Raw genomic sequence first — 23,606 nt, 5'->3', positions numbered from 1 at the left:
GGCGTTGATCAGCTCCCGTCCGGGTGGAGCATGAGGGCCGCGGTGCGGCACAGGATCTTGACGTCCTGCCAGAGGCTCCAGCTCTCGATGTAGCGGTTGTCGAAGCGGGCCCGGTCCTCGATCGAGGTGTCCCCGCGCAGGCCGTTGACCTGGGCGAGGCCGGTGAGGCCGACCGGGACGCGGTGGCGGTCCGCGTACTCGGGGTAGGCCTGGCTGAACCGCATGACGAAGTAGGGGCGTTCGGGCCGCGGGCCGACCAGGCTCATGTCGCCGCGCAGCACGTTCCACAGCTGCGGGAGCTCGTCGAGGGAGCTGCGGCGCATCAGCCGCCCGACGGTGCCCATCCGGTGGTCCTGGGAGATGTTCCAGCGGGTGGCGGACTCGTGCTCGTTGCTCGGGCGCAGGGTGCGGAACTTGAGGAGGGTGAAGACGCGGCCGTCGAGCCCGGTGCGCTGCTGGCGGAACAGGACGCCGGGGCCGGTGTCGAAGCGGACGGCGAGCGCGCACAGGGCGAGGACGGGGGCGAGCAGGAGCAGGCCGATCGCGGCGGCGGTGACGTCCAGGGTGCGCTTCGCGGCCCAGCCGGGGCGGCGCATCGCGGCGCGGCCGACCGGCAGGCAGGGGAAGCCCCAGACGTGGTCGGCGCCGGCCAGCCGCCCGGCGGCGAGCGAGCCGTACTCGCGCAGCGCGGGGACCAGCCAGACCTGGCAGCCGAGCCGGGCGGCGTCGCGCAGGGTGGCGGCGGTCTCGGCCTCGTCGGCGGCGCCGGCGGTGGCGACCACGTGGTGGACGCGGTGGCGGCGGACCTCCCGCTCCAGGACCTCCCGGCCGCCGAGCACGGGCAGGTCGGTGTCGCCGGCGAACAGCGGCGGGTCGGCGTCGAGGAAGCCGACCGGCCGCATCCCGTACTCGCCGCGCTCGCTGAGGGCGGCGGCGACCCGGCGGCCGAGCCGGCCGGCGCCGAGCACCAGGACCGGGCTGGGGCGGTTGCGCCGGACCCGGCGCACCAGGTGGTAGAGGACGGCGCGGCCGCAGACGGCGAGCACCAGCTGGGTGCCGAGCAGGACGGTGAGCCGGGCCGGGGTGGCGGGGCCGGAGGCGGGCCAGTGGCCTTCCAGGCAGCCGGCCAGGCTGATGGCGAAGGCGGTGGCGACCAGGGCCCGGGCGGTGAGGGCGGGCAGTTCGTCGAGCACCGAGAGGGTGAGCCGGGCGCGGTAGAGGCCGCCGGCCAGGTTGAGCAGGATCAGCAGGGGCAGCAGGGCGGCGACGCCGAGCAGGGGTGCGACCCGCACGGCGGGGTCGAGGGCGCGGTTGGCGGTGCCGGTGGCGGTGCAGAGGGCGAGCGCGTCGACGGCGACCAGGGCGGCGGGCAGCGCGAGCCGGGAGCGGACCGGGCGGCGGTGCCGGCGGGCCGGCGGGGCGCTGCGGACCTGGGCGGAGCGCGTCGGGCGGTCGAGCAGCCCGGTGGCGGGGCGGCGCGGGCCGGACAGGGGGCGACCGGGCCGTGGCACGCTGTCGTGGTCAATGGTCATCGGCGGACGAACTCCCCTGCTGTGTGCCCGGGGTGACGGCGCTCCGGCACGGGGTGGCCCGGCGCGGCCGTCCAGGCCCGGTGAGCGCGGTCCTGACAGCACCTGCTACCGCTGGCGACTTTCGGTTTTCTCGCGAATTCCCGGCGTGAAATCGAAACGAAGCAGGCAAAATCAGACGTTACCGAAAACCGCCTTGAATGCTGGAAGTTGACTTGCCGTTTCATTCCAGCCGCCCATTAATAGGTATGTCTGATTTGGCCCTCGTCCACAACCGGTGGAGGGTGCGAATACGGCAGCGCCGAGGCGGCGGGGCATTCACGGCATGTGAAACGATCAGATCCGCTGCGGGACACGGGCGCGGCGCCGCCCGGGCACCCGGCCGGCCCCCAGCAGGTCGCGGTAGAGCGCGTCGACCTGTTCGACCACCGATCGAACGTCATGACGGGCCGCGGCGTGCTCACGCAGCCGGGTGCCGCGTCGCTCGCACTCGATCGGATCGGACAACGCTTCCGCCATCCGGGTGATGAGCGCGGACACGTCCTCCGGGGGCACCAGCGCGGACGCGCGTTCGGACGGCGGCAGGCACTCCCGGGCCCCGGGCACATCGGTCAGCAGCACCGGCCGCCCGCAGGCCATCGCCTCCAGCGGGGCCAGCGCCATGCCCTCCCAGCGCGAGGGCAGCACCACCAGGTCGGCCGCGGCCAGCCAGGGCCGCGGGTCCGCGACGTCCCCGACCAGCCGGACCCTGGAACCCTCGGCGCTCTCCCGGACCATGGCGGCCAGCCGGGCCCCGTCCGGGCCGCCGCCGACCAGCGCCAGCCTGGCCCCCGGCACCCGGCGGCGCACCTCGGGCCAGGCGGTGAGCAGCACGTCCTGGCCCTTCTGGCGGCAGAGCCGGCCCACGCAGACCGCGAGCGGCCCGGCCGGCTCCAGGCCCAGTGCGATCCGGGCGGCCCGGCGGTCGGCGGGCGCGTAGTGGCGCACGTCCACGCCGTTGGGCACCACCGCCCAGTCGGCGTGCAGGCCGGCCGCGACGCCGTCGGTCCGCTCCTGGACGGAGACGCAGAGCAGCCGGTGCGCCCAGCGGGTCGCGTAGCGCTCCCAGCGCTGGGTGGCCGCGGCGAGCGGGCCGTCCACGGCGGCGAAGGACCAGGCGTGCGGCTGGAAGACGGTCGGCACCGCGCCGCGCACGGCCAGCCGGCCGGCGAGTCCGGCCTTGGCGCTGTGCAGGTGGAGCACGTCGGGCGCGGCGGCCCGGACGATCCGGCGCAGCCGCCAGGCCTCGGCCGCGGTGGTGGCGCCGGGCGGGCGACGGGCCGGCCAGTCCTGGACCAGCGCGCCCACGGCGGCGGCCTCCTCGGCGAGCCGGCCGCCGCGCGGGCAGGCGACCAGCACCCGGTGGCCGGCCTCGCGCTGGCCGCGGACCAGGTCGGCCACGACGCGGGCCACTCCGCCGTCGACGGGCTGCGAGATGTGAAGGATCGTCATATGCACGGCGGCGAGCCTAGGGTGGCCGCGCCGCGCGCGGAGGCCTCGTCACCCGCAGGTGGCGGGGCGTCCACCCGTACGGCGCGCCGCTCGTACGGGTGGACGAACTCGTCGAATTCCTGGACGAGTTGAGGGGGAGGTCCAGAAGGACGGAACTCCGGCGGGCTCCGGCGGAACCCGGGCGGGGCTCAGCGCACCTCGGCGGCCAGGTTGGCGAGCACCTGGTCGTGGATCCGGTTGAGGCCCTTGGGCGCGAAGGTCCGCTCGAAGAAGCCGCCGATGCCGGTCGCCCCCTGCCAGGTGGCCGTGACGGTGACCTTGGTCCGGCCCTCGCCGGCCGCCGCGACGGTCCAGGTGATCACCATGCTGGAGTTGGCGTCCTTCTCCACCAGCTGGTCCGGACGCGGGGACGAGACGGTGAACAGGCAGTCGCGGATCCGCTTCTCGGTGGCCTGGAGCTTCCAGTGCACCTGGGTGCCCGCGCCGGTGCCGCCGACCCGGACCTCGTACTCGCTGTACTGCTCGGGCAGCAGCTTGGGGCGGGTCACCTGGTAGTCGGCCAGGGCCTCGTACACCCGCTCGGGGGCCGCGTCGTAGACCCGCTCGGTGGTGGCCTGCACCTGTCCCATGGTCGTGCTCTCCTTGTACGGTCGTCCGGCGTGCGGTCGTCCGGCCCACGGTCGTCCGGGCCGGGGTGTCGTCCGGGTGGTACCGGCAAGCCAATCACAGCGGACCGCCGGCGGCGGGCGGCGCCCTCCCGGACGGAGCGGGCGTTAGGGTGGCGGATGTGCTCGAACAGGTGACAGCAGTGCGCTACGTCGACCCGCTGCGGGCCGGCGGTTCCGTCCCCGGCGTGGTGGAGACCGACGACCTGGGCACCTACGTGGTGAAGTTCACCGGGGCCGCCCAGGGCCGCAAGGCGCTGGCGGCGGAGGTGATCGTCGGCGAGCTGGCGCGCCGGCTCGGCCTGCCGGTGCCCGAGCTGCGGCTGGTGGACTTCGACCCGGCGGTCGCCGACGGCGAGCCGGACCCCGAGATCCAGGACATCCTGCGGGCCAGCCACGGGATCAACCTCGGCATGGACCTGTTGCCCGGCGCCCGCGACTTCCGGCCCGGCATGATCGAGGTCGACCCGGTCGAGGCCGGCCGGGTGGTCTGGCTGGACGCGCTCACCGGGAACGTCGACCGGACGGTGCACAACCCCAACCTCATGGTCTGGCACCGGAAGCTGTGGCTGATCGACAACGGCGCCGCGTTGGTCTTCCACCACCGCTGGTCCGCCGCCGAGGCCTCCGTCGGAAAGCGGTACGACCTCAGCGCCCACGCCCTCGGCGGGTACCACCCGGACGTCCGGCTGGCCGACGAGGAGCTCGGGCCGCAGGTCACCGTCGGGCTGCTGGAGGAGGTGGTGGCGCTGGTGCCGGACGCCTGGCTGGCGGACGAGCCGGGCTTCGGCTCGGTCGGGGAGCTGCGCCGCGCCTATGTGAACCACCTGGCGGCGCGGGCGGTGCTCTCCGCCGAGTGGCTGCCGGAGGGGTTCTCCACCCCCGAGCAGCTGCGCGAGGCGGAGCGGCGGCGGGCGGCGCGGACCAGGGCGGGGCGGCCGGCCTGGCTGCAGGAGGTGCCGGACCTGCACGGCAAGCCGTCGGTGGAGACGGTCTGGGAGCACCACTTCGAGTGAGCCGGCGGCGCCGGGCCGACGGGACGGCGGGCGTCACGGCGTCCGGAACGGCACGCGGAACGGCAGGCGTCACGGCGTCCGGAACGGCACGCGTCACGGCACGCGGACGGGGGCGGGACCCGAAAGTCCCGCCCCCGTCGCGCGTTCAGGGTGTCAGCCGGTCAGCCGTGGCTCACCGCCACCACTGGGCCGCCTTCTCGGCGTTGATGATGCCCGCGCCGTAGAAGCCGTTGTCGTCCGCGCCGCCCTCGCAGGTGGCGGTCCACTCGCCGGCGCCGCCCGGGTTGTACGGGGCGGTCGGGCAGGCGTGCGACTCGGCCTGGTTGGTCAGCAGCTCGGTCAGCTCGTCCGCGTTGGCCCACGGGTGGGTGCTGGCGAGCAGGGCGAGCACGCCGGCGGCGTGCGGCGAGGCCATCGAGGTGCCCTGCATGTAGCCGTACTTGCCGCCCGGGATGGTGGACAGCACGCGGCCGTTCTTGTCCGGGGTGTCCGGGATCTGGTAGCGGCGGTCGCCACCGGGGGCGGCCACGGTGACCTTGCCCTTGCCGTAGCTGGAGTAGTACGACTTCTCGCCGTTGACGCCCACCGAGGAGACCGCCACGACGCCGTCCAGCTCGGTCGGCAGGTTCAGGCAGTCCTGGGTGATCGGGCGCTCGGCCGGGGTGGTGTCGTCCGGGCTGGCGACGTCCTTGGTCTTGTGGGCCAGGTCGATGTTCTCGTTGCCCGCGGCGGCGACGTTGAGGACGCCCTTGCGCTGCGAGAACTCGACGGCGCGGCGGACGGCGGTGGTGATCGCCGCCTGGTCGGCGTCGTTCTGGCAGTTGAACATCCACGGGTCGACGAAGTAGCTGTTGTTCGTGACCTTGAACTTGTGCTCACCGGCCCAGACGAAGCCGCAGATGGCGTACTCCGGGTAGATGAAGCCGCCGTCGTCGACGACCTTCACCGCGGCGAGCTTGACGTTCGGGGCGATGCCCTCGATGCCCTTGCCGTTCTTGGCGGCGGCGATGGTGCCGGCCACGTGGGTGCCGTGGTCGCCGTCGACGCCCGGCTGCCAGGCCTCCCAGGCGGTGTTCGGCTTGCCGCCGTCGATGCAGGAGACCGACTGCGAGGCGTCGATGTTGGCGGCGAGGTCCTCGTGGGTGCCGTCGATGCCGGAGTCCAGCACGCCGACGGTGACCTTGTTGCTGCCCAGGGACAGCTTGTGGGCCTTGTCCACGCCGATCTGGCGCATGTCCCACTGGTTGGCCCACAGGGGCTCCTCGCCCGCGGCGGCGGTGCCGGCCGGAGCGGGGGCGACCTCGGCGACGCGGTCCTCGGAGGCGGTGATGCCCTTGGTGCGGCTGGCGCCGACCGACTCGACGCCCTTGGCCTGCCGCAGCTTGGCGGCGAACTGGGTGTCGTTCGAGCGGGCGATCACCACGCCGATCTGCTCGTACGAGTACACGACGGTGCCGCCGAGGGTCGTGATCGCCTTCTCGACCTTCTGCACCTGACCGTGGTTGGCCTTGGTGTTGACGACGTAGCTGAGCAGCGGACCGGTCGTCGACTCCGGCCCGGAGGCGGCGACGGCGGTGCCGGACGGCAGCGCGAGGGCGCCGGCGGTGGCGAGGACGAGGCCCACCGCCGCATACCGGGTCCGGCTGATCCGAGGAACACTCATAGGGGTTGGCCCTCCCGAGTCGTCATGCAGCAGCTGCGGTTGGCAGGTGCACTTGGAATGATCGGGACGTTAGTGAACAAGTGTTGCAATCCGCAAGAGGTAGTCATCTAATCGCCACAAGTCGGCCACCGGCGGAAGGTATGACTCCGCTTCTGCTGGGCAGGAGGGGTCGCCCGGCGGCCCTGAGGGCACAGCACGCCGGAAGGCACACCCTAGTCAGCCGGGCCGAGGGCGGAACAGGCGTCCGGGGCGGCCGGAAACGGCCAGTGGCGGATCGCCGCCAAGCGGGGGCGGCGGACGGTCAGAGCGCGTACAGTCGCCCGGCATCGGCCGCGGGCGGCCGGGCGGACCCGGCGGGCGGACCCGTCAGGGCGTCGCCGGCGGGCCCGGCCGTCGGCGTGGTGCGGCCGCGGTGACCGGCCGGCGCGGGGAGGCCGGGCACGGTGCCCGGGTCAGTACCGCCAGCGGGTGGCGGCGGCCAGTTCCTCGGGGGTGGCGGTGGCGTACTGCTCGCTCTCGGCCTGGCGGACGGCGAGCACGGCGCCGTGGAGCGGCTCGCCGAGGGCCTCGCGCAGCAGGGCGGAAGCGCGGTAGGCGGCGAGCGCCTCGCCCGGGCCGGCGGGCAGCCGGGGGACGGCGCCGGGGGCGGCCTGCGCCGGGTCGCCGGTGAACTCCGGCGGCAGCGCGAGGCGTTGGTCCAGCCCGGCGAGGCCGGCGGCGAGCACCCCGCCGACCGCCAGGTAGGGGTTGGCGGTGGCGTCGAAGCACTTGATCTCGGCGTTGGCGGCGGAGGCGCGCTCGCCGGTGGAGCCGGTGACCAGCCGCAGCGCGGCCTCCCGGTTCTCCAGCCCCCAGCACTGGTAGGCGCCGGCCCAGTGCGAGGGGACCAGCCGCAGGTAGCCGGCCGGGCTGGAGCAGCCGAGCACCAGCAGTTCGGGCAGCGCGCCGAGCACCCCCGCGAGGAAGCCCTCGGCCTCGGCGGTGAGGCCGTGCGGGCCGGGGCCGCCGTGGGCGAGGTTGCGGCCGTCGCGCCAGAGGCTGAGGTGGAGGTGGCCGCCGTTGCCGACCCCGCCGGCCTCGACCACCGGGGCGAAGGAGACCCGCAGGCCGTGCCGGGCGGAGACGGCGCGCACGGTGTGCCGGACCAGCACGGAGGTGTCGGCGGCCTCGACCGGGCCCTCGGGGGCGACCGAGACCTCGAACTGCCCGGCCGCGTACTCGGGGTGGATCTGGAGCACGGTCAGGCCCTGCTCACCGAGGGCGCGCAGTACGTCGCGCAGGTAGTCGGAGAGCTCGGTGACCCGCTGCATGCCGTAGGCCGGGCCGGCCGTCGGGTAGCGGGGCTCCTCCCCGGGCGGGCCGGCCAGCGCGGCCACCCACTCGATCTCGATGCCGGCCTTCAGGGTCAGCCCGCGCTCGGCGGCGGCCGCGACCGCGCGGCGGGCGAAGAGCCGCTGGCAGCCCGGGTGCGGGGCACCGCCCTGGGTGTAGCGGTCCCCCGGCGCCCAGGCCCAGCCCGGCTGGGCGGCGAGCGGGACGATCCGCTCGACGTCGGGGTAGAGCCGCAGGTCCCCGGTGGGGCCGCCGATCAGCGGGCTGGTGACGATGGTGTCGTCGGCGAGGAAGACGTCGAAGCAGGGGGCCGTGCCGATGCCCCACTGGGCGGCGTGCACCAGGCCGCCGAGCGGTACGGCCTTGACCCGGGCGATGCCGGCGTTGTCCACCCAGGTGACGGCGACCGCCTCGACCCCGGCGGTGCGCAGCCGGTCGACCGCCGCCCGGGCCCGCTCGCCGCGCTCGGCCCGGTCGGCCCGGGGCGGCGGCACGGCGCCGTCCTCGGCGTGCCCGCCCGCCCCGGGGCCGGACCCGGGGGTGGGCTCGGGACGGTCCGTGGCAACGGCTCCAGTGGTCATGCCCCCATGCTGCCCAGCGCCGAGGGGGCGCGTAACTCCCCTATCGGGTGGTCCGAACGGACGTCCGTCCACCGTCCTCACCCGCACGGGTGATCGCCCCGCCGCGAGCCGTGGAAATCCGGCCCGCCACCCCCTTCCTACTGGCGAGTAGCTTCGCTACAGTGTCGGCACGCACCACCGTCGGGCTTCGGGAGCCGCACCGACGGGGGCGCCGTCCGCCGCGCGGGACTCGCGCGGAGCGGGCGGCGCGTGGCGGTGCGTTCGTTCACCGGCGGGTGCCGCGGACCGCGGCCGCAGCCGGGACCTCCTTCCTCTGTGTTCAGAGCCGTCTCCCGTGTCGAGCGCCTGAGTACCACGGCACACCCGCAGCACCGCCGGAGCGGACCGGCGGCTGCGCGGTGGCCGCAACCGTCATCCCCCGCCCCGCGCGCGGACCCTCCTCCGGGGGCGCGCCCTCCGGAGCGCGCGCGGGCCCTCCATGACAAGGAGTCAGGACAGATGAAGCGTCCCTTCCCCACGGTCGCCGTGGTCGGACTCGGCACGATGGGCGCCGGCGTCGCGGTCGCCGTCGCCAGGAGCGGCCGCCGGGTGCTCGGCATCGAGGCCGACGCGGCCTCGGCCGCCCGGGCGCTGGCCCGGATCGAGGAGGCGACCGCGCACGCGGTGGCCCGCGGGCGGCTCGCCGCCGAGGAGCGGGCCGGCCTGCTGGCCCGGATCTCCGTCGGCCACGCGCTGGACGCCGCCGCCGGGGCGGACCTGGTGATCGAGGAGGTCCCCGAGCGGCTGGAGCTGAAGCGGGAGGTCCTCGCCGAGCTGGACCGGATCTGCCCGCCCGGGACCGTGCTGGCCACCGGCACCACCGCGCTGTCGGTGACCCGGATCGCCGCCGCCACCGCCCGCCCGGACCGGGTGCTCGGCCTGCACTTCTTCAACCCCGTGCACACCATGAAGCTGGTCGAGGTGGTGCGCACCGTGCTCACCGGCCCGCAGGTGGCCGAGGACGCCGCGGCCTTCGCCCGGGACCTCGGCAAGGAGCCGGTGGCGGCCGGCGACCGGGCCGGCTTCGTGGTCAACGGCCTGCTCTTCGCGTACCTCAACCAGGCCGCCGCGATGTACGAGTCCCGGTACGCCACCCGGGAGGACATCGACGCCGCGATGCGCCTCGGCTGCGGCCTGCCGATGGGCCCCCTCGCGCTGCTCGACCTGATCGGCGTGGACACCGCCCGCACCGTCCTGGAGGCGATGTACGAGCAGTCGGGGGACCGGCTGCACGCACCGGCACCGATCCTCGGCCAGCTGGTCGCGGCCGGGCTGCTGGGCCGCAAGAGCGGCCGCGGCTTCTACACCTACGAGGCGCCCGGCTCCTCGAAGGCCGTCGACGCCGCCACCGGCCCGGCGGAGCCGGCGGTCCCCGGCCGCGCGGTGCGCGGCATCGGCGTCTGCGGCTCGGGCACCATGGCCACCGGCATCGTCGAGGTCTTCGCCAAGGCCGGCTTCCCGGTGCTGCTGGCCGCCCGCAGCCAGGAGAAGGCGGAGCGGGCCAAGGCGCAGCTGGCGAAGTCGCTGGAGCGCTCGGTGACCAGGGGCCGGCTGACCGCGGAGCAGCGGGACGCCGCGCTGGCGCTGGTCACGCCGGTCGGCCGGTACGACGCGCTGGCCGACGTCGACCTGGTGGTCGAGGCGGTCGCCGAGGACCTCGCGGTCAAGCGCGAGCTCTTCGCCGCCCTGGACGCGGTGGTCAGGCCGGGCGCGGTGCTGGCCACCACCACCTCCTCGCTGCCGGTGATCAGCTGCGCCTCGGCGACCTCCCGGCCGCAGGACGTCATCGGCATGCACTTCTTCAACCCGGCGCCGGCGATGCGGCTGGTCGAGGTGGTCTCCACGGTGCTGACCGCGCCGGACGTCACCGCGACCGTGCTGGAGCTGTGCGCGAAGGTCCGCAAGCACCCGGTGGAGTGCGGGGACCGTGCCGGGTTCATCGTCAACGCGCTGCTCTTCCCCTACCTGAACGACGCGGTGCGGATGCTCCAGGAGCACTACGCGACGGTGGACGACATCGACACCGCGATGAAGCTCGGCTGCGGGTACCCGATGGGCCCGTTCGAGCTGCTGGACGTGGTCGGCCTGGACGTCTCGCTGACCATCGAGCAGGTGCTGCACCAGGAGTTCCGCGAGCCGGGCCTGGCGGCGGCGCCGCTGCTGGAGCACCTGGTGGCGGCCGGCTGCCTGGGCCGCAAGACCGGCCGCGGTTTCCGCGACCACGCCCGCCGATGACCGCCCCGCCGCCCCACGGGGGACAGCCCGGCCGGCCGCCGTTCCGCCCGGAGCGGGCGGGCTGGGGGCCGGGCGCGGTCTCGGCGCACTGGCCCCGGCCCGCGGCGGGCGGCCCGGTCCCCCCGGTGCGCCGGGGAAGGCCGCCGGGCGCGCCGCCGGGGGCGTGTAGCGTTCCGGGCATGGATCGGGTTCAGTCAGTCTCCCCGCAGCAATCCGCCCCGGCGCGCGACGGCCGGCCGGCCGTGACCGGCCAGGACGGGGGGCCGGGCGGCCGGCGGGCCGCGGCGCAGCGCCAGCAGATGCGCCAGGACCTGGCCACCGCCGCCATGGAGCTGTTCGCCTCGCAGGGCTACGAGGAGACCACGGTCGACCAGATCGCGGCGGCGGCCGGGGTGGCCCGGCGGACCTTCTTCCGGTACTTCCGGTCCAAGGAGGAGGCGATCTTCCCGGACCACGACGACACCCTGGTCCGGGTGGCCGACCTGCTGGCCAGCGCCGAGCCGGAGGAGCACCCGCTGGACGTGGTGTGCCGGGGCATCAAGGAGGTGCTCCGGATGTACGCCTCCACGCCCGGGGTCTCGGTGGCCCGCTACCAGCTGATCCGTCAGGTGCCGGCGCTGCGCGAGCGGGAGATCGCCGTGGTGGCCCGGTATGAACGGCTGTTCACCCGTTACCTGCTCGGCCGGTTCGACACCGCCGGGGAGATCCCCTCGGGCTGGCAGCGCGCCGGCGAGGACGACTCGATGCTGGCCGAGGTGTCGGCGGCGGCCGTGGTCGCGGCCCACAACCACGTGCTGCGGCGCTGGCTGCGGGCGGGCGGGCGGGGTGACGTCGAGGAGCAGCTGGACCACTCCTTCGAGGTGATCCGGCGGACCTTCTGGGCGTCCAGCGCGCCGGGGCCGCGGCGGCGCGGTGCCCTGGTGGCACCGGGTGCCAGTGGGACGGAAGCGGAAGCCGCGACGGCGAGCGCACTGAGTGCCAGCCCCGGAGGTGAGGTGCTCATCACAGTCGCCCGGACGGACGCCCCGCTGGACGTCGTGGTGGACGCCGTACGGGCCGCCCTGGAGGGCGCCAAGCGGGCCTGAGAGCCAGGGTTCCAGCAGGTCAGCGCAGTTTTCCGGGCCCGTGCCGAGCGATCGGCACGGGCCCTCGCCATACCCGCCGGCGACGGCGCGGCGGGGGTCGCGGCCGGCCGGAATTGCTGGCACGCCGTGTCTTTACGAGTGGCACAGGGTGCCACTACCTTGTTACCCACCAGTCGCGGCGCCGCGGCTCCCACCTCGGCGCGCCGTCGTACCGGCGCTCCCCCCACCCCCGGGAGCGAAGCACCTCAGCGCAGGCCCACCAGCCACCCACCCACCACCCCGTTCCTCGAAGCCGGTGTCCGCTCCCGGCTCCCCCAGACGCCCTGTGCCCTCACACAGGTACGCCTTCGGAGGCAGCCATGAAGGAAATCCTCGACGCGATCCTCAGCCCCGACAGCACCACGGCGGACTTCGCCCACGTGAAGCTGCCGGAGTCCTACCGGGCGGTGACGCTCCACAAGGACGAGGAACAGATGTTCGCCGGCCTCGCCAGCCGCGACAAGGACCCCCGCGAGTCCCTCCACCTCGACGAGGTCCCGCTGCCCGAACTGGGCCCCGGCGAGGCCCTGGTCGCCGTGATGGCGAGCGCCGTGAACTACAACACCGTGTGGAGCTCGATCTTCGAGCCGGTCTCCACCTTCGGCTTCCTGGAGCGCTACGGCCGGCTCTCCCCGCTGACCAAGCGCCACGACCTGCCGTACCACGTCGTCGGCTCCGACCTCGCCGGCGTGGTGCTGCGCACCGGCGCCGGGGTCAACGCCTGGAAGCCGGGCGACGAGGTGGTCGCGCACTGCCTCTCGGTCGAGCTGGAGTCCTCCGACGGCCACAACGACACGATGATGGACCCGGAGCAGCGGATCTGGGGCTTCGAGACCAACTTCGGCGGACTCGCCCAGCTGGCCCTGGTGAAGACCAACCAGCTGATGCCCAAGCCCGCCCACCTGACCTGGGAGGAGGCCGCCTCCCCCGGCCTGGTCAACTCCACCGCCTACCGCCAGCTGGTCTCGCAGAACGGCGCCGGCATGAAGCAGGGCGACAACGTGCTGATCTGGGGCGCCAGCGGCGGCCTCGGCTCCTACGCCACCCAGTACGCGCTGGCCGGCGGCGCCACCCCGATCTGCGTCGTCTCCAGCCCGCAGAAGGCCGACCTCTGCCGGGCGATGGGCGCCGAGGCGATCATCGACCGCTCCGCCGAGGGCTACCGGTTCTGGAAGGACGAGCAGACCCAGGACCCGCGCGAGTGGAAGCGGCTCGGCGGCCGGATCCGCGAGCTGACCGGCGGCGAGGACGTCGACATCGTCTTCGAGCACCCGGGCCGGGAGACCTTCGGCGCGAGCGTCTACGTCACCCGCAAGGGCGGCACCATCGTCACCTGCGCCTCCACCTCCGGCTTCATGCACCAGTACGACAACCGCTACCTGTGGATGTCGCTGAAGCGGATCGTCGGCTCGCACTTCGCCAACTACCGCGAGGCCTGGGAGGCCAACCGGCTGATCGCCAAGGGGAAGATCCACCCGACCGTCTCCAAGGTGTACCCGCTGGAGCAGACCGGGCAGGCGGCGCTCGACGTGCACCACAACAAGCACCAGGGCAAGGTCGGCGTGCTCTGCCTGGCCCCCGAGGAGGGCCTGGGCGTGCGCGACGCCGAGCTGCGCGCCCGGCACCTGCCGGCCATCAACCTGTTCCGCGAGCTCGACGAGCGCACCGTCCGGCCCGGCCGGGACATCTGAGGAACAGGACACGACACCTGATGAGCGATCAGAAGCGCGACCGGCCCTGGCTGATGCGCACCTACGCCGGGCACTCCACCGCCGAGGACTCCAACGCGCTGTACCGGCGGAACCTGGCCAAGGGCCAGACCGGCCTCTCGGTGGCGTTCGACCTGCCGACCCAGACCGGCTACGACTCCGACCACGTCCTCGCCCGCGGCGAGGTCGGCCGGGTCGGCGTGCCGGTCGGCCACGTCGGCGACATGCGGACCCTGTTCGACGGCATCCCGCTCGAACGGACCAACACCTCGATGACCATCAACGCCACCGCGATGTGGCTGCTGGCGCTCTACCAGGTGGTCGCCGAGGAGCAGGGCGCCGACATCGCCGAGCTCACCGGCACCACCCAGAACGACATCGTCAAGGAGTACCTCTCGCGCGGGACGCACGTCTTCCCGCCCGGCCCCTCGGTGCGCCTGATCACCGACATGATCGCCTACACGGTCGGGAACATCCCGAAGTGGAACCCGATCAACATCTGCAGCTACCACCTCCAGGAGGCCGGGGCCACCCCGGTCCAGGAGATCGCCTTCGCGATGTGCACGGCGATCGAGGTGCTGGACGCCGTCCGCGACTCCGGCCAGGTGCCGGCCGAGCGGATGGGCGAGGTCGTCGCCCGGATCTCCTTCTTCGTCAACGCCGGGGTGCGCTTCGTCGAGGAGATGTGCAAGATGCGGGCCTTCGGCCGGCTCTGGGAGAGGATCACCCGCGAGCGGTACGGCGTCGAGGACCCCAGGCAGCGCCGCTTCCGCTACGGCGTGCAGGTCAACTCGCTCGGCCTGACCGAGGCGCAGCCGGAGAACAACGTCCAGCGGATCGTGCTGGAGATGCTCGCCGTCACCCTCTCCAAGGACGCCCGTGCCCGCGCCGTGCAGCTGCCCGCGTGGAACGAGGCGCTCGGCCTGCCCCGCCCGTGGGACCAGCAGTGGTCGCTGCGGATCCAGCAGGTGCTGGCCTTCGAGTCCGACCTGCTGGAGTACGAGGACATCTTCGCCGGCTCCGAGGTGGTCGAGGCCAAGACCGCCGAGCTGCTGGCCGGCGCCGAGACGGAGATCGCCAAGGTGCTGGGGATGGGCGGGGTCATCCCGGCCGTGGAGTCCGGCTACCTGAAGGCCGCCCTGGTCGCCTCGCACGCCGCCCGGCGGGCCCGGATCGAGTCCGGCGAGGACCGGATCGTCGGGGTGAACTGCTTCGAGACCACCGAGGAGAGCCCGCTGACGGCCGACCTCGACACCGCGATCATGGTCGTCGACCCGGCCTCCGAGCAGTCCGTGCTGGCCTCCCTGGAGGCCTGGCGCGGCCGGCGCGACGAGGCCGCCGCGCTGGCCGCCCTGGAGCGGCTCAAGGCCGTCGCCGCGACCGACGAGAACCTCGTGCCGGCCACCCTGGCCTGCGCCCGCGCCGGGGTCACCACCGGCGAGTGGGCCTTCGCCCTGCGCGAGGTGTTCGGCGAGTACCGCGCCCCCACCGGCGTCGGCGGCGCCCCGGTCGCGGTCGCCGCCGAGCCCGGCGGCGAGCTGGCCGCGGTCCGCGAGGCCGTCGCCGCGACCGCCGCCGAGCTGGGCACCGGCAAGCTGCGGCTGCTGGTCGGCAAGCCCGGCCTCGACGGGCACTCCAACGGCGCCGAGCAGATCGCCGTCCGGGCCCGCGACGCCGGGTTCGAGGTGGTCTACCAGGGCATCCGGCTCACCCCCGAGCAGATCGTCTCGGCCGCCGTCGCCGAGGACGTCCACTGCGTGGGCCTGTCGATCCTCTCCGGCGCCCACGGCGAGCTGGTCCCGGACGTGCTGCACCGGCTGCGCCGGGCCGGGGTGGAGGATGTCCCGGTGATCGTGGGTGGCATCATCCCGGCAGCGGACGGCGAGGCCCTCAAGGCCGCCGGCGTCGCCGCCGTGTTCACCCCGAAGGACTTCGGCATCACGACCATCATCGGCCGGATCGTGGACGAGATCCGGCTGGCCAACAGGCTCCAGCCCTGGACGCCCGCCCCGGCCGCCACGACCAGCTGACCCCCGGAAGGACCACCCTCTGATGACGACGAACCGCCTGCGCCCGCGCCGCTCCTGCCTGGCCGTGCCCGGCAGCAACCCGCGCTTCCTGGAGAAGGCCCAGGGCCTGCCCGCCGACCAGGTCTTCCTCGACCTGGAGGACGCCTGCGCCCCGCTGGTCAAGGAGAGCGCCCGGCACAGCATCGTCGACGCGCTGAACAACGGCGACTGGGGCGGCAAGACCCGCGTGGTGCGGGTCAACGACTGGACCACCCACTGGACCTACCGCGACGTGATCACCGTCGTCGAGGGCGCCGGTCAGAACCTCGACTGCATCATGCTGCCCAAGGTCCAGGACGCCGAGCAGGTGAAGGCGCTCGACCTGCTGCTCACCCAGATCGAGAAGACCATGGGCTTCGAGGCCGGCCGGATCGGCATCGAGGCGCAGATCGAGAACGCCAAGGGCCTGATCAACGTCGACGCCATCGCCCAGGCCTCGCCCCGGCTGGAGACCATCATCTTCGGCCCGGCCGACTTCATGGCCTCGATCAACATGAAGTCGCTGGTGGTCGGCGAGCAGCCGCCCGGCTACCCGGCCGACGCCTACCACTACATCCTGATGCGCATCCTGATGGCCGCCCGCGCCCACGACCTCCAGGCGATCGACGGCCCCTACCTCCAGATCCGCAACCAGGAGGGCTACCGCGAGGTGGCCGGGCGCGCCGCCGCGCTGGGCTTCGACGGCAAGTGGGTGCTCCACCCGGACCAGGTCGCCGCCGCCAACGAGATCTTCTCGCCCTCCCAGGAGGACTACGACCACGCCGAGCTGATCCTCGACGCCTACGACTGGTGCACCTCCGAGGCCGGCGGCTTCAAGGGCTCGGCGATGCTCGGCGACGAGATGATCGACGAGGCCAGCCGCAAGATGGCGCTGGTCATCTCCGGCAAGGGCCGCGCCGCGGGCCTGCGGCGCACCTCCGCCTTCGAGCCCCCGCAGGCCTGAGAACGCCGACCCCAAGGAGCACTGACCCATGCAGTTCGGACGCACCTACGAGGAGTTCGAGGTCGGCGCGGTGTACAAGCACTGGCCCGGCAAGACGGTCACCGAGTACGACGACCACCTCTTCTGCCTCCTCACCATGAACCACCACCCGCTCCACCTGGACAGCAATTACGCGGAGCGGACGACCGACTTCGGCCGGAACGTGGTGGTGGGCAACTACGTCTACTCGCTGCTGCTCGGCATGTCCGTCCCGGACGTCTCCGGCAAGGCGATCGCCAACCTGGAGATCGAGTCGCTGCGGCACGTCGCGCCGACCTTCCACGGCGACACGGTCTACGGCGAGACCACGGTGCTCGACAAGTGGCCGTCCAAGTCCAAGGACGACCGCGGCATCGTGTACGTCGAGACCACGGGCTACAAGCAGGACGGCACGGTCGTCTGCATCTTCCGCCGCAAGGTGATGGTGCCGACCGCGGCCTACACCGAGGCGCGCGGCGGCGAGCAGCCCGGCCGCCCCGCCCCCCTCGGCTGAGCCCCCCCCCCCCCCCGAGCCCCGGACGGGCCGGCCGCCGTCATCGGCCGTGCCCCCACCCGGTTCACGGGGGCTCCGCGGAAGCCACGCCCGCGGAGCCCCCGTCCACCCACGCCCCCCCACTCCTCTTTTCCCTCAGGCATGACAGGAGCCGCACGATGGGACGCCTCGCACAGACCGACGGCCTCACCGAGATCCAGCGGGACATCCTCGCCACCGTGCGCGAGTTCGTCGACAAGGAGATCATCCCGGTCGCGACCGAGCTGGAGCACAAGGACGAGTACCCGGCCGCGATCGTCGAGGGCATGAAGCAGCTCGGCCTCTTCGGCCTGACCATCCCCGAGGAGTACGGCGGCCTCGGCGAGTCGCTGCTCACCTACGCCCTGGTGGTGGAGGAGATCGCCCGCGGCTGGATGTCCGTCTCCGGCATCGTCAACACCCACTTCATCGTGGCGCACATGATCAACGCCCACGGCACCCAGGAGCAGAAGGACCACTTCCTCCCGAGGATGGCCGCCGGCGAGATCCGCGGCGCCTTCTCGATGTCCGAGCCCGGCCTCGGCTCCGACGTCGCCGCGATCACCACCAAGGGCGTGCGGGACGCCGGGGGCGGGGACTTCTACGTCCTCAACGGCCAGAAGATGTGGCTCACCAACGGCGGCACCTCCACCCTGGTCGCGGTGCTGTGCAAGACCGACGAGGGCGGCTCCACCCCCTACAAGAACATGACCACCTTCCTGATCGAGAAGACGCCGGGCTTCGGGCCGAACCCGGCCGTCCCCGGCCTCACCGTGCCCGGCAAGATCGAGAAGATGGGCTACAAGGGCGTCGACACCACCGAGCTGGTCCTCCAGGACGTCCGCGTCCCGGCCGACCGGATCCTCGGCGGGGTCCCCGGCCGCGGCTTCTACCAGATGATGGACGGCGTCGAGGTCGGCCGGGTCAACGTGGCCGCGCGCGGCTGCGGCGTCGCCCGCCGGGCCTTCGAGCTGGGCATCGCCTACGCCCAGCAGCGCACCACCTTCGGCAAGCGGATCGCCGAACACCAGGCGATCCAGTTCAAGCTCGCCGAGATGGCCACCAAGGTCGAGGCCGCCCACCAGATGATGGTCATGGCCGCCCGCAAGAAGGACGGCGGCGAGCGCAACGACCTGGAGGCGGGCATGGCCAAGTACCTGGCCTCCGAGTACTGCAAGGAGGTCGTCGAGGACGCCTTCCGCATCCACGGCGGCTACGGCTTCTCCAAGGAGTACGAGATCGAGCGGCTCTACCGGGAGGCCCCGATGCTGCTGATCGGTGAAGGTACTGCGGAGATCCAGAAGATGATCGTCGGGCGCCGGCTGCTGGAGGAGTACCGCATCGCGGAGTGATCCGCGGGCCCGGAGAGCCGCCGGACGACGGGCGTGCGGGCCCGTCCCGGCACCCGCCGTGCCCCCGCCCGCCCGGCCTGGTCCGCCGAACGGGTCCGGCACGGCCCACCGAAGCGGCCACAGGGCGTACAGCTGCTGTCACACGCCCTGTGGCCGCTTCGGCATGCCCTCGCCGGGTCCCCCGCGGGTGCCCGGCGGGCAGCTCCGCACCGGCCCGCCGGGCACGGTTGAGACATGAGTCACCAGCTTCGCCCGGTCCCTTGGGAACCGGAGCGGGGCCAGCTACGGTCGTAGAGGAGGGGCGCGACTGCGCCTCCGCCAGGTCACCTGACGAGCAGGCGGGTTGCCCACCCACCGGCTGGTCCCGATAGCATCCACCGGGACAGCAGACGTCCCTCTCTTACCCGATCCCGCGGTGGCCCCCGTCCAGCGGCCATGATCCCCCGCGACAAAGGTCTTCGATGCCCATCAGCCCGTCCCCTCACACCTCCGTCACGGACCGCGATGCCCTCGCAGCCACGACGGCCGGTCGTCGGCCCCGCGTGACCATCGCGCGCGGAGCCACCCCCTGGTTCGTCCCCACCCTCGCCACGGCCGCCGTGACCACCGCCCTCACCCGGCGCAACGGCGCGTGGGCCCTGGCGGCGGTACCCGCCTGTGCGCTCGGCGCCGGCATGCTGTGGTTCTTCCGCGACCCCGAGCGTGAGATCGGCACGGGCAGAGTGATCTCCCCCGCCGACGGCGTGGTCCAGAGCATCGACGCGTGGCCGGACGGCCGGACCCGCGTGGCGATCTTCATGAGCCCGCTCAACGTCCACGTGAACCGGGCCCCGCTGCCCGGCACGGTGACCTCCGTCGAGCACGTGCCCGGTGGCTTCGTGCCCGCGTTCAACAAGGACAGCGACCAGAACGAGCGGGTCGTCTGGCACTTCGACACCGAGCTCGGCGACATCGAGATGGTGCAGATCGCGGGCGCCGTGGCGCGCCGCATCGTGCCGTACGTGGACGCCGGTACCAAGGTCGAACAGGGCGAGCGGATCGGTCTGATCCGGTTCGGGTCCCGGGTCGACACCTACCTGCCGGCCGGCGTCGAGGTCGGCGTCGAGGTCGGCCAGAAGACCACCGCCGGGGTGACACGCCTTGACCGTGACTGATCCTGAGACGATCGTCGGCCTCGACGACGAGGAGACGGCCCTGCGCCGCCGCCGCTGGGCCCGCGACCGCGAGCTGCGCGCGCCGCGCTCGCCGCAGCACCTGTCCACCGCCGACTTCCTCACCCTCGGCAACGCCGTCTGCGGCTTCCTGGCGATCTACTCGATCACCACCGGGGTGCTCGTCCCGCACATCACCAACCCGGACGCCGCGCCGGACAAGCACAGCGCCGCCACGGCGGTGACGCTGCTGCTGATCGGCTCGATGTGCGACCTGTTCGACGGGCTGGTGGCGCGCAAGCTGCGTTCCTCCGCGCTCGGCGCCGAGCTCGACAACCTCGCCGACCTGATCAGCTTCGGGATCGCCCCGGCCTACTTCGTGGCGGTCTGGGGCATGGTCTCCCCGGGCTCCAACAGCCGGCTCTCCGCGCTGATCGCGCTGACCGTGCTGCTGGCGGTGGTGCTGCGGCTCGCCCGCTTCTCCGCCGTGAAGATGCGGCCCGGGGTGTTCCAGGGCATGCCCTGCCCGATGGGCGCAATGACGGTGATCGCCATCGTGCTGCTCGACCCGCCCTTCCTGCCCGGTCTGCTCGCCATCTTCGGCGCGGCGTACCTGATGGTCAGCCGGATCGAGTACCCGAAGCCGCAGGGGCTGCTGGCCACCGCGACGCTCTGCTGGATCGTCGTCTCGATCGGCTGCCTGGCGGCCTGGGCGACCGGCCTGCCGGGCGGCGACAACCTGCTGCACATCGGCGCGTTCGCACAGATCGCGCTCGCCGCGATGGCGCCGCTGCTGGTCATCCGCCGCAAGGTGGGGCAGAAGGTCGGCGACGTCCGGGCGCGCCGCGCGGAGTCGCGGATCGGCTGACGGCCGCAGGACATGCGCAAGGGCCCGGCTCCCCGAGGGGAGCCGGGCCCTTGCGCATGTCCTGCGCGCCGTGCGGGGCTACGCGCCGCCGCGGTGGACGCTGAAGGCCGAGCGGCGGGCCGCCCGGGCCACGCCCGGGTCCGGGTGGACGCCGGAGACGGCGGTCAGCACCGAGGCCGCCCGCGGGTGCCCGGACTGCCGGGCCCGGGCGAACAGCCGCACCGGGTCGCCGGCCGAGGCGCCCTCGACATGGCCGACGAGCAGTTCCGTCTCCCCGTGGTCGAGCACCGCCGCGGCGGTGTCCACCCAGAGCCAGGCGGCGTCCTCCGCGCCCAGCACATCGGCCGGGGAGACCCCTTCGTCCGAGCGCTCGGCCAGCCAGAGCAGCGCGTAGGGGCGCAGCACCGGCTCGTCGACGGCGGCCCGGACGGCCTGCTCGGCGGTCACGCCGGCCACCCGCAGCGCCTCGAAGGCCAGGCCGCGCACCAGCGCGTCCTCGCCCTGCGCGGCCTCCAGCAGCTCGGCCACCGCCCGGTCGGCCGGGCGGGCGGCCAGCCAGGCCCGGTACTCGGCGCGGGCCGGGCCGGGCGAGTAGTCGGCGCAGGCGCTCAGCAGCTCCAGCGCGCTCTGCTCGATGTGGCCGGCGGCGGTCTGCGCGACGGTGCAGATCTCCTCCAGCTTGGCCCGCACCGCCCAGTTCCCGAGCGGGGAGAGCTCGGCCGCGTTGTCCCGGCGGGTCAGCGCGCCGACGGCGGCCAGGCCGTCCAGCATCCAGTCCAGGACGGCGGCGACGTCGGCGGGCGAGGCCGGGGTGTCGATCTGCGGCTCGCGGCAGGTGCCGCGGACGGCGGAGACGGCGGAGGCCGCGTGCGGGACCGGCGAGAGGCCGAAGGCGCCCTCGCCGCCGCCGACCCGGCGCTCGTCCAGGCCGCGCCGCAGCAGCTCCAGCAGCTCGATGTCGGCCACCGGGCCGTCCACCAGGTGGAGGAAGGAGAGCAGCTGCGGGGCCTGGTCGACGGCCTGCCCGGCGAGCACCGCGAAGACGCCGCGCAGGGCGGCGGGCGGCACCGGGGCGAGCAGCGTCCAGGCGTCGAACAGGGCCGACCAGCCGCGGACCACCGCCTCGTCGTCGTGTTCCCAGGCGTGCAGGCGCCAGCCGGGGCCGGCACCGCCGTCCCGGGCCTCGACCAGGCCGACCAGCAGGGCCTGGCCCCACGCCTTGGCGGCGGCGCCCACCGTCATGGCGAGGGCGCGGCCGGCGGCGCGGGCGTCGTCGGGGAGCAGCTCGCCGCGCTTGTCGACCTCGTCGAGCTCGCCGGCCCAGCGGGCGATCCGGACGGCGTCGACCAGCATGCGGCGGGCCAGCGGGGCGAGTTCGGCGGGGGCGGGGAAGCCCTCCGGCACGGGGACCCGGCCACGGCCGGGTGCGGGGGCGGGGCCTCGTCGGCGGGGTACGCCCGGGGCCCCCGGCCTGGCGCCGGCGGGGCGGTGGGCCGTTCCGGGGAGACGGGTCACCGTCGCACCGGTACCGATCGTCGGCGGGAGCGGGGCATCACGGTCGCGCGGATTCCGAGACGTCACGTCGAGCAGTCTTCCCCTTGTACCGGCCATCTGTCACATCCGGTTGTCCGCGGGGGGCGGGCGGGGGGCGCGGGGGCTCGACAAGATCGGGCAACAGAGGCCAAACCGACTGGCCTGATCCTTGTGGCGGGTCCATGCCACGAAGAACGGGTGCGCCGCGGAATTCCACGCGAGGGGGGGATCGGAACGGCTCAGCAGAACGGAGTGAGCCAGCGGCGCAGGGTCTCGGCATAGCGGTCCGGGGCGGTGTTCCACAGCGCTGCGTGATCACCCCCGGGAAAGGCCTGGAGGTTGACCACGTCCGGTCGGCGGCGGGCCAGCCGCTCGGCCGCGGCGAACGGGGCCACCGGGTCGTCCGGGCCGTGCAGCACCAGGGTCGGCACCCGCAGGCCGGTCCCCTCGGCGATGCGGGCGAAGTCGGCCAGATCCACGCCGGTGCGGCCCTGCGCCGCGAGCGCGCCCAGTTCGGCGGCCGCGCCCCGGAAGCCGGAGCGGGCCGCGCCCCGGCGGGCGGTGGCCGGCCAGTCCAGCACCGGCGAGTCCAGGACCAGGCTGCTGATCGCGGGGGCGAGGTCCGAGCGGGCGGCGGTGTGCAGGGCCATCGTGGCGCCGAGCGACCAGCCGTGGAGCACGACCCGGCCCGCGCCGGCGTCCAGGGCGGTGCGCACCGCCGCCTCGACGTCCCGCCACTCGGTCTCGCCGAAGTGGCCGAGGCCGTCCGGGGAGGCGGGGGCGCCGGCGTCGCCGCGGTAGGTGACGACCAGGGCGGGCAGGCCGAGGCGCTGCAGCTCGGGGAGGACGGGCAGGGTCTGGGCCCGGTCGGCGTCCGGCCCGTGCACCAGGACCACCCAGGTGCCCCGCTTGCCGCCCAGCCGCCAGGCGGGCATCGCGCCGAGCTCGCCCTCGACGGCGGTCTCGGCGAACGGCAGCCCGAGCGCCCGGCCCGGGTCGCCGAGGTGGACGCGGGGGGTGAAGCGGACCTCGGTGCCGGGGGCGAGGGTGCCCCGGTCGGCGCGCACCAGCCGGCGGGTGACCCCCTTCTCGTCACGGTGCAGGACCTCCTCGACGACCGCATGGCCGTCCTCGCCCCACTCGACGGCCCAGCGGCCGGGGCGCTCGCTCACCGGCGTGCGGGTGAAGGTGACCCGCCCCGCGCCGAGGGCCTGGACGCGCACCGGGCCGGTCCGCACGCGGGCGGCCCCGGCCGGGCGGACCATCCGCTCGGACGCCCGGCGGCCGATCACCAGGACGGCGGCCCCGGTGCCGACGGCGGCGGCCGCCACGGTGGCCGCGATTCCCCAACGCATACTCGCTCCCCGGTGCTCGGTGTCTGGCTCGGTGTCCGGTCTCGCCGCCCCGACCCACCCTCAGTCCACTCGCGCGGGCGCAGGGAGGCCAGCAGGACACGGCCGTACGGGTAGTTCCGGGAGGAAAGTCACAGCGGCGCGGCGGGACGGCCCGGCGTGTGACCAACACCCCCGACGACCTCGGTTGACTCCCGGTTCGGGCCCGTGATGGGATCCTTCAGCCAATACGGAGGCATGCAGAGGAAGCCGGTGCGAGTCCGGCGCGGTCCCGCCACTGTCACCGGGGAGCACGACCGGAACACGCCACGGCGGGCCGTCAGAAGCCGCTGGAAGGCCCGGGAGGTGCGTTCGACCCGGAAGCCAGGAGACTCTCGCCCCCGGTTCGTCGATCCAGGGCGCGG

General features: G+C 74.0%; 17 protein-coding genes and 1 riboswitch. Of the genes, 10 read left to right on the top strand and 7 right to left on the bottom strand.

What is annotated here, in order from left to right; all coding sequences use genetic code 11:
- Window positions 1–8 precede the first annotated feature (8 nt).
- From ACF1AK_RS31100 to ACF1AK_RS31090, 3 genes are all read right to left on the bottom strand, one after another.
- Entirely contained in the window at window positions 9–1,532 is a 1,524-nt protein-coding gene (locus ACF1AK_RS31100; protein WP_391502194.1) for an exopolysaccharide biosynthesis polyprenyl glycosylphosphotransferase, read from the bottom strand.
- Between the two features lie 333 nt (window positions 1,533–1,865).
- Complete coding sequence (locus ACF1AK_RS31095) at window positions 1,866–3,020, bottom strand: glycosyltransferase (RefSeq protein WP_391502193.1); 1,155 nt, start codon at window positions 3,018–3,020, stop codon at window positions 1,866–1,868.
- Between the two features lie 188 nt (window positions 3,021–3,208).
- Window positions 3,209–3,649, bottom strand: coding sequence for an SRPBCC family protein (locus ACF1AK_RS31090; protein ID WP_391502192.1), 441 nt, complete (start codon window positions 3,647–3,649; stop codon window positions 3,209–3,211).
- A gap of 158 nt (window positions 3,650–3,807) precedes the next feature.
- On the opposite strand from ACF1AK_RS31090, the gene ACF1AK_RS31085 reads away from it, so the two are divergent.
- Entirely contained in the window at window positions 3,808–4,701 is an 894-nt protein-coding gene (locus ACF1AK_RS31085) for a HipA family kinase (protein ID WP_391502191.1), read from the top strand.
- Between the two features lie 172 nt (window positions 4,702–4,873).
- Here ACF1AK_RS31085 and ACF1AK_RS31080 read toward each other — a convergent pair whose 3' ends face one another.
- Together ACF1AK_RS31080 and ACF1AK_RS31075 are read right to left on the bottom strand one after the other, a co-directional pair.
- Window positions 4,874–6,364, bottom strand: coding sequence for a S8 family serine peptidase (locus tag ACF1AK_RS31080; RefSeq protein WP_391502190.1), 1,491 nt, complete (start codon window positions 6,362–6,364; stop codon window positions 4,874–4,876).
- A gap of 452 nt (window positions 6,365–6,816) precedes the next feature.
- On the bottom strand, window positions 6,817–8,277 hold the full coding sequence (locus ACF1AK_RS31075) for a glutamine synthetase (protein ID WP_391502189.1): 1,461 nt from the start codon (window positions 8,275–8,277) through the stop codon (window positions 6,817–6,819).
- Window positions 8,278–8,775: 498 nt separating this feature from the next.
- Here ACF1AK_RS31075 and ACF1AK_RS31070 point away from each other — a divergent pair, with 498 nt between their 5' ends.
- From ACF1AK_RS31070 to ACF1AK_RS31030, 9 genes are all read left to right on the top strand, one after another.
- Window positions 8,776–10,551 carry a 3-hydroxyacyl-CoA dehydrogenase family protein gene (locus tag ACF1AK_RS31070; protein WP_391502188.1) on the top strand — a complete coding sequence of 592 codons (1,776 nt, stop codon included), beginning with the start codon at window positions 8,776–8,778 and terminating at the stop codon, window positions 10,549–10,551.
- A gap of 179 nt (window positions 10,552–10,730) precedes the next feature.
- A complete protein-coding gene (locus ACF1AK_RS31065; RefSeq protein WP_391502187.1) occupies window positions 10,731–11,636 on the top strand; it encodes a TetR family transcriptional regulator in 906 nt (301 codons plus the stop codon).
- A 359-nt stretch (window positions 11,637–11,995) separates the two neighbouring features.
- Window positions 11,996–13,366 carry a crotonyl-CoA carboxylase/reductase gene (ccrA, locus tag ACF1AK_RS31060; protein ID WP_391502186.1) on the top strand — a complete coding sequence of 457 codons (1,371 nt, stop codon included), beginning with the start codon at window positions 11,996–11,998 and terminating at the stop codon, window positions 13,364–13,366.
- A 20-nt stretch (window positions 13,367–13,386) separates the two neighbouring features.
- Window positions 13,387–15,414 (top strand): protein meaA, encoded by a 2,028-nt coding sequence (locus tag ACF1AK_RS31055; protein WP_391502185.1) that lies wholly within the window; start codon window positions 13,387–13,389, stop codon window positions 15,412–15,414.
- Between the two features lie 22 nt (window positions 15,415–15,436).
- Window positions 15,437–16,396, top strand: a complete 960-nt coding sequence (locus ACF1AK_RS31050) for an HpcH/HpaI aldolase/citrate lyase family protein (protein WP_391502184.1) — start codon at window positions 15,437–15,439, stop codon at window positions 16,394–16,396.
- A 28-nt stretch (window positions 16,397–16,424) separates the two neighbouring features.
- On the top strand, window positions 16,425–16,928 hold the full coding sequence (locus tag ACF1AK_RS31045) for a MaoC family dehydratase (protein WP_391502183.1): 504 nt from the start codon (window positions 16,425–16,427) through the stop codon (window positions 16,926–16,928).
- Between the two features lie 158 nt (window positions 16,929–17,086).
- Entirely contained in the window at window positions 17,087–18,298 is a 1,212-nt protein-coding gene (locus tag ACF1AK_RS31040; RefSeq protein WP_391502182.1) for an acyl-CoA dehydrogenase family protein, read from the top strand.
- Window positions 18,299–18,759: 461 nt separating this feature from the next.
- Window positions 18,760–19,452 carry a phosphatidylserine decarboxylase gene (locus ACF1AK_RS31035; protein WP_391502181.1) on the top strand — a complete coding sequence of 231 codons (693 nt, stop codon included), beginning with the start codon at window positions 18,760–18,762 and terminating at the stop codon, window positions 19,450–19,452.
- Window positions 19,439–20,317 (top strand): CDP-alcohol phosphatidyltransferase family protein, encoded by an 879-nt coding sequence (locus ACF1AK_RS31030; RefSeq protein WP_391502180.1) that lies wholly within the window; start codon window positions 19,439–19,441, stop codon window positions 20,315–20,317. The genes ACF1AK_RS31035 and ACF1AK_RS31030 overlap by 14 nt, the downstream gene beginning before the upstream one ends.
- Window positions 20,318–20,395: 78 nt before the next feature.
- Here the strand turns inward: ACF1AK_RS31030 and ACF1AK_RS31025 are convergent, their stop codons facing one another.
- Both ACF1AK_RS31025 and ACF1AK_RS31020 read right to left on the bottom strand, forming a co-directional pair.
- Window positions 20,396–21,928 (bottom strand): hypothetical protein, encoded by a 1,533-nt coding sequence (locus ACF1AK_RS31025; protein WP_391502179.1) that lies wholly within the window; start codon window positions 21,926–21,928, stop codon window positions 20,396–20,398.
- 161 nt (window positions 21,929–22,089) lie between these two features.
- Entirely contained in the window at window positions 22,090–23,205 is a 1,116-nt protein-coding gene (locus ACF1AK_RS31020; RefSeq protein WP_391502178.1) for an alpha/beta hydrolase family protein, read from the bottom strand.
- Window positions 23,206–23,384: 179 nt separating this feature from the next.
- Window positions 23,385–23,597, top strand: a riboswitch (cobalamin riboswitch).
- The last annotated feature ends 9 nt before the right edge of the window (window positions 23,598–23,606 follow it).

Source organism: Kitasatospora sp. NPDC015120 (assembly GCF_043080305.1).
Taxonomy (GTDB): Bacteria; Actinomycetota; Actinomycetes; order Streptomycetales; family Streptomycetaceae; genus Kitasatospora.
Note: the sequence above shows the minus strand (reverse complement) of the source record. Positions and strands in the feature narration are given on the sequence as shown.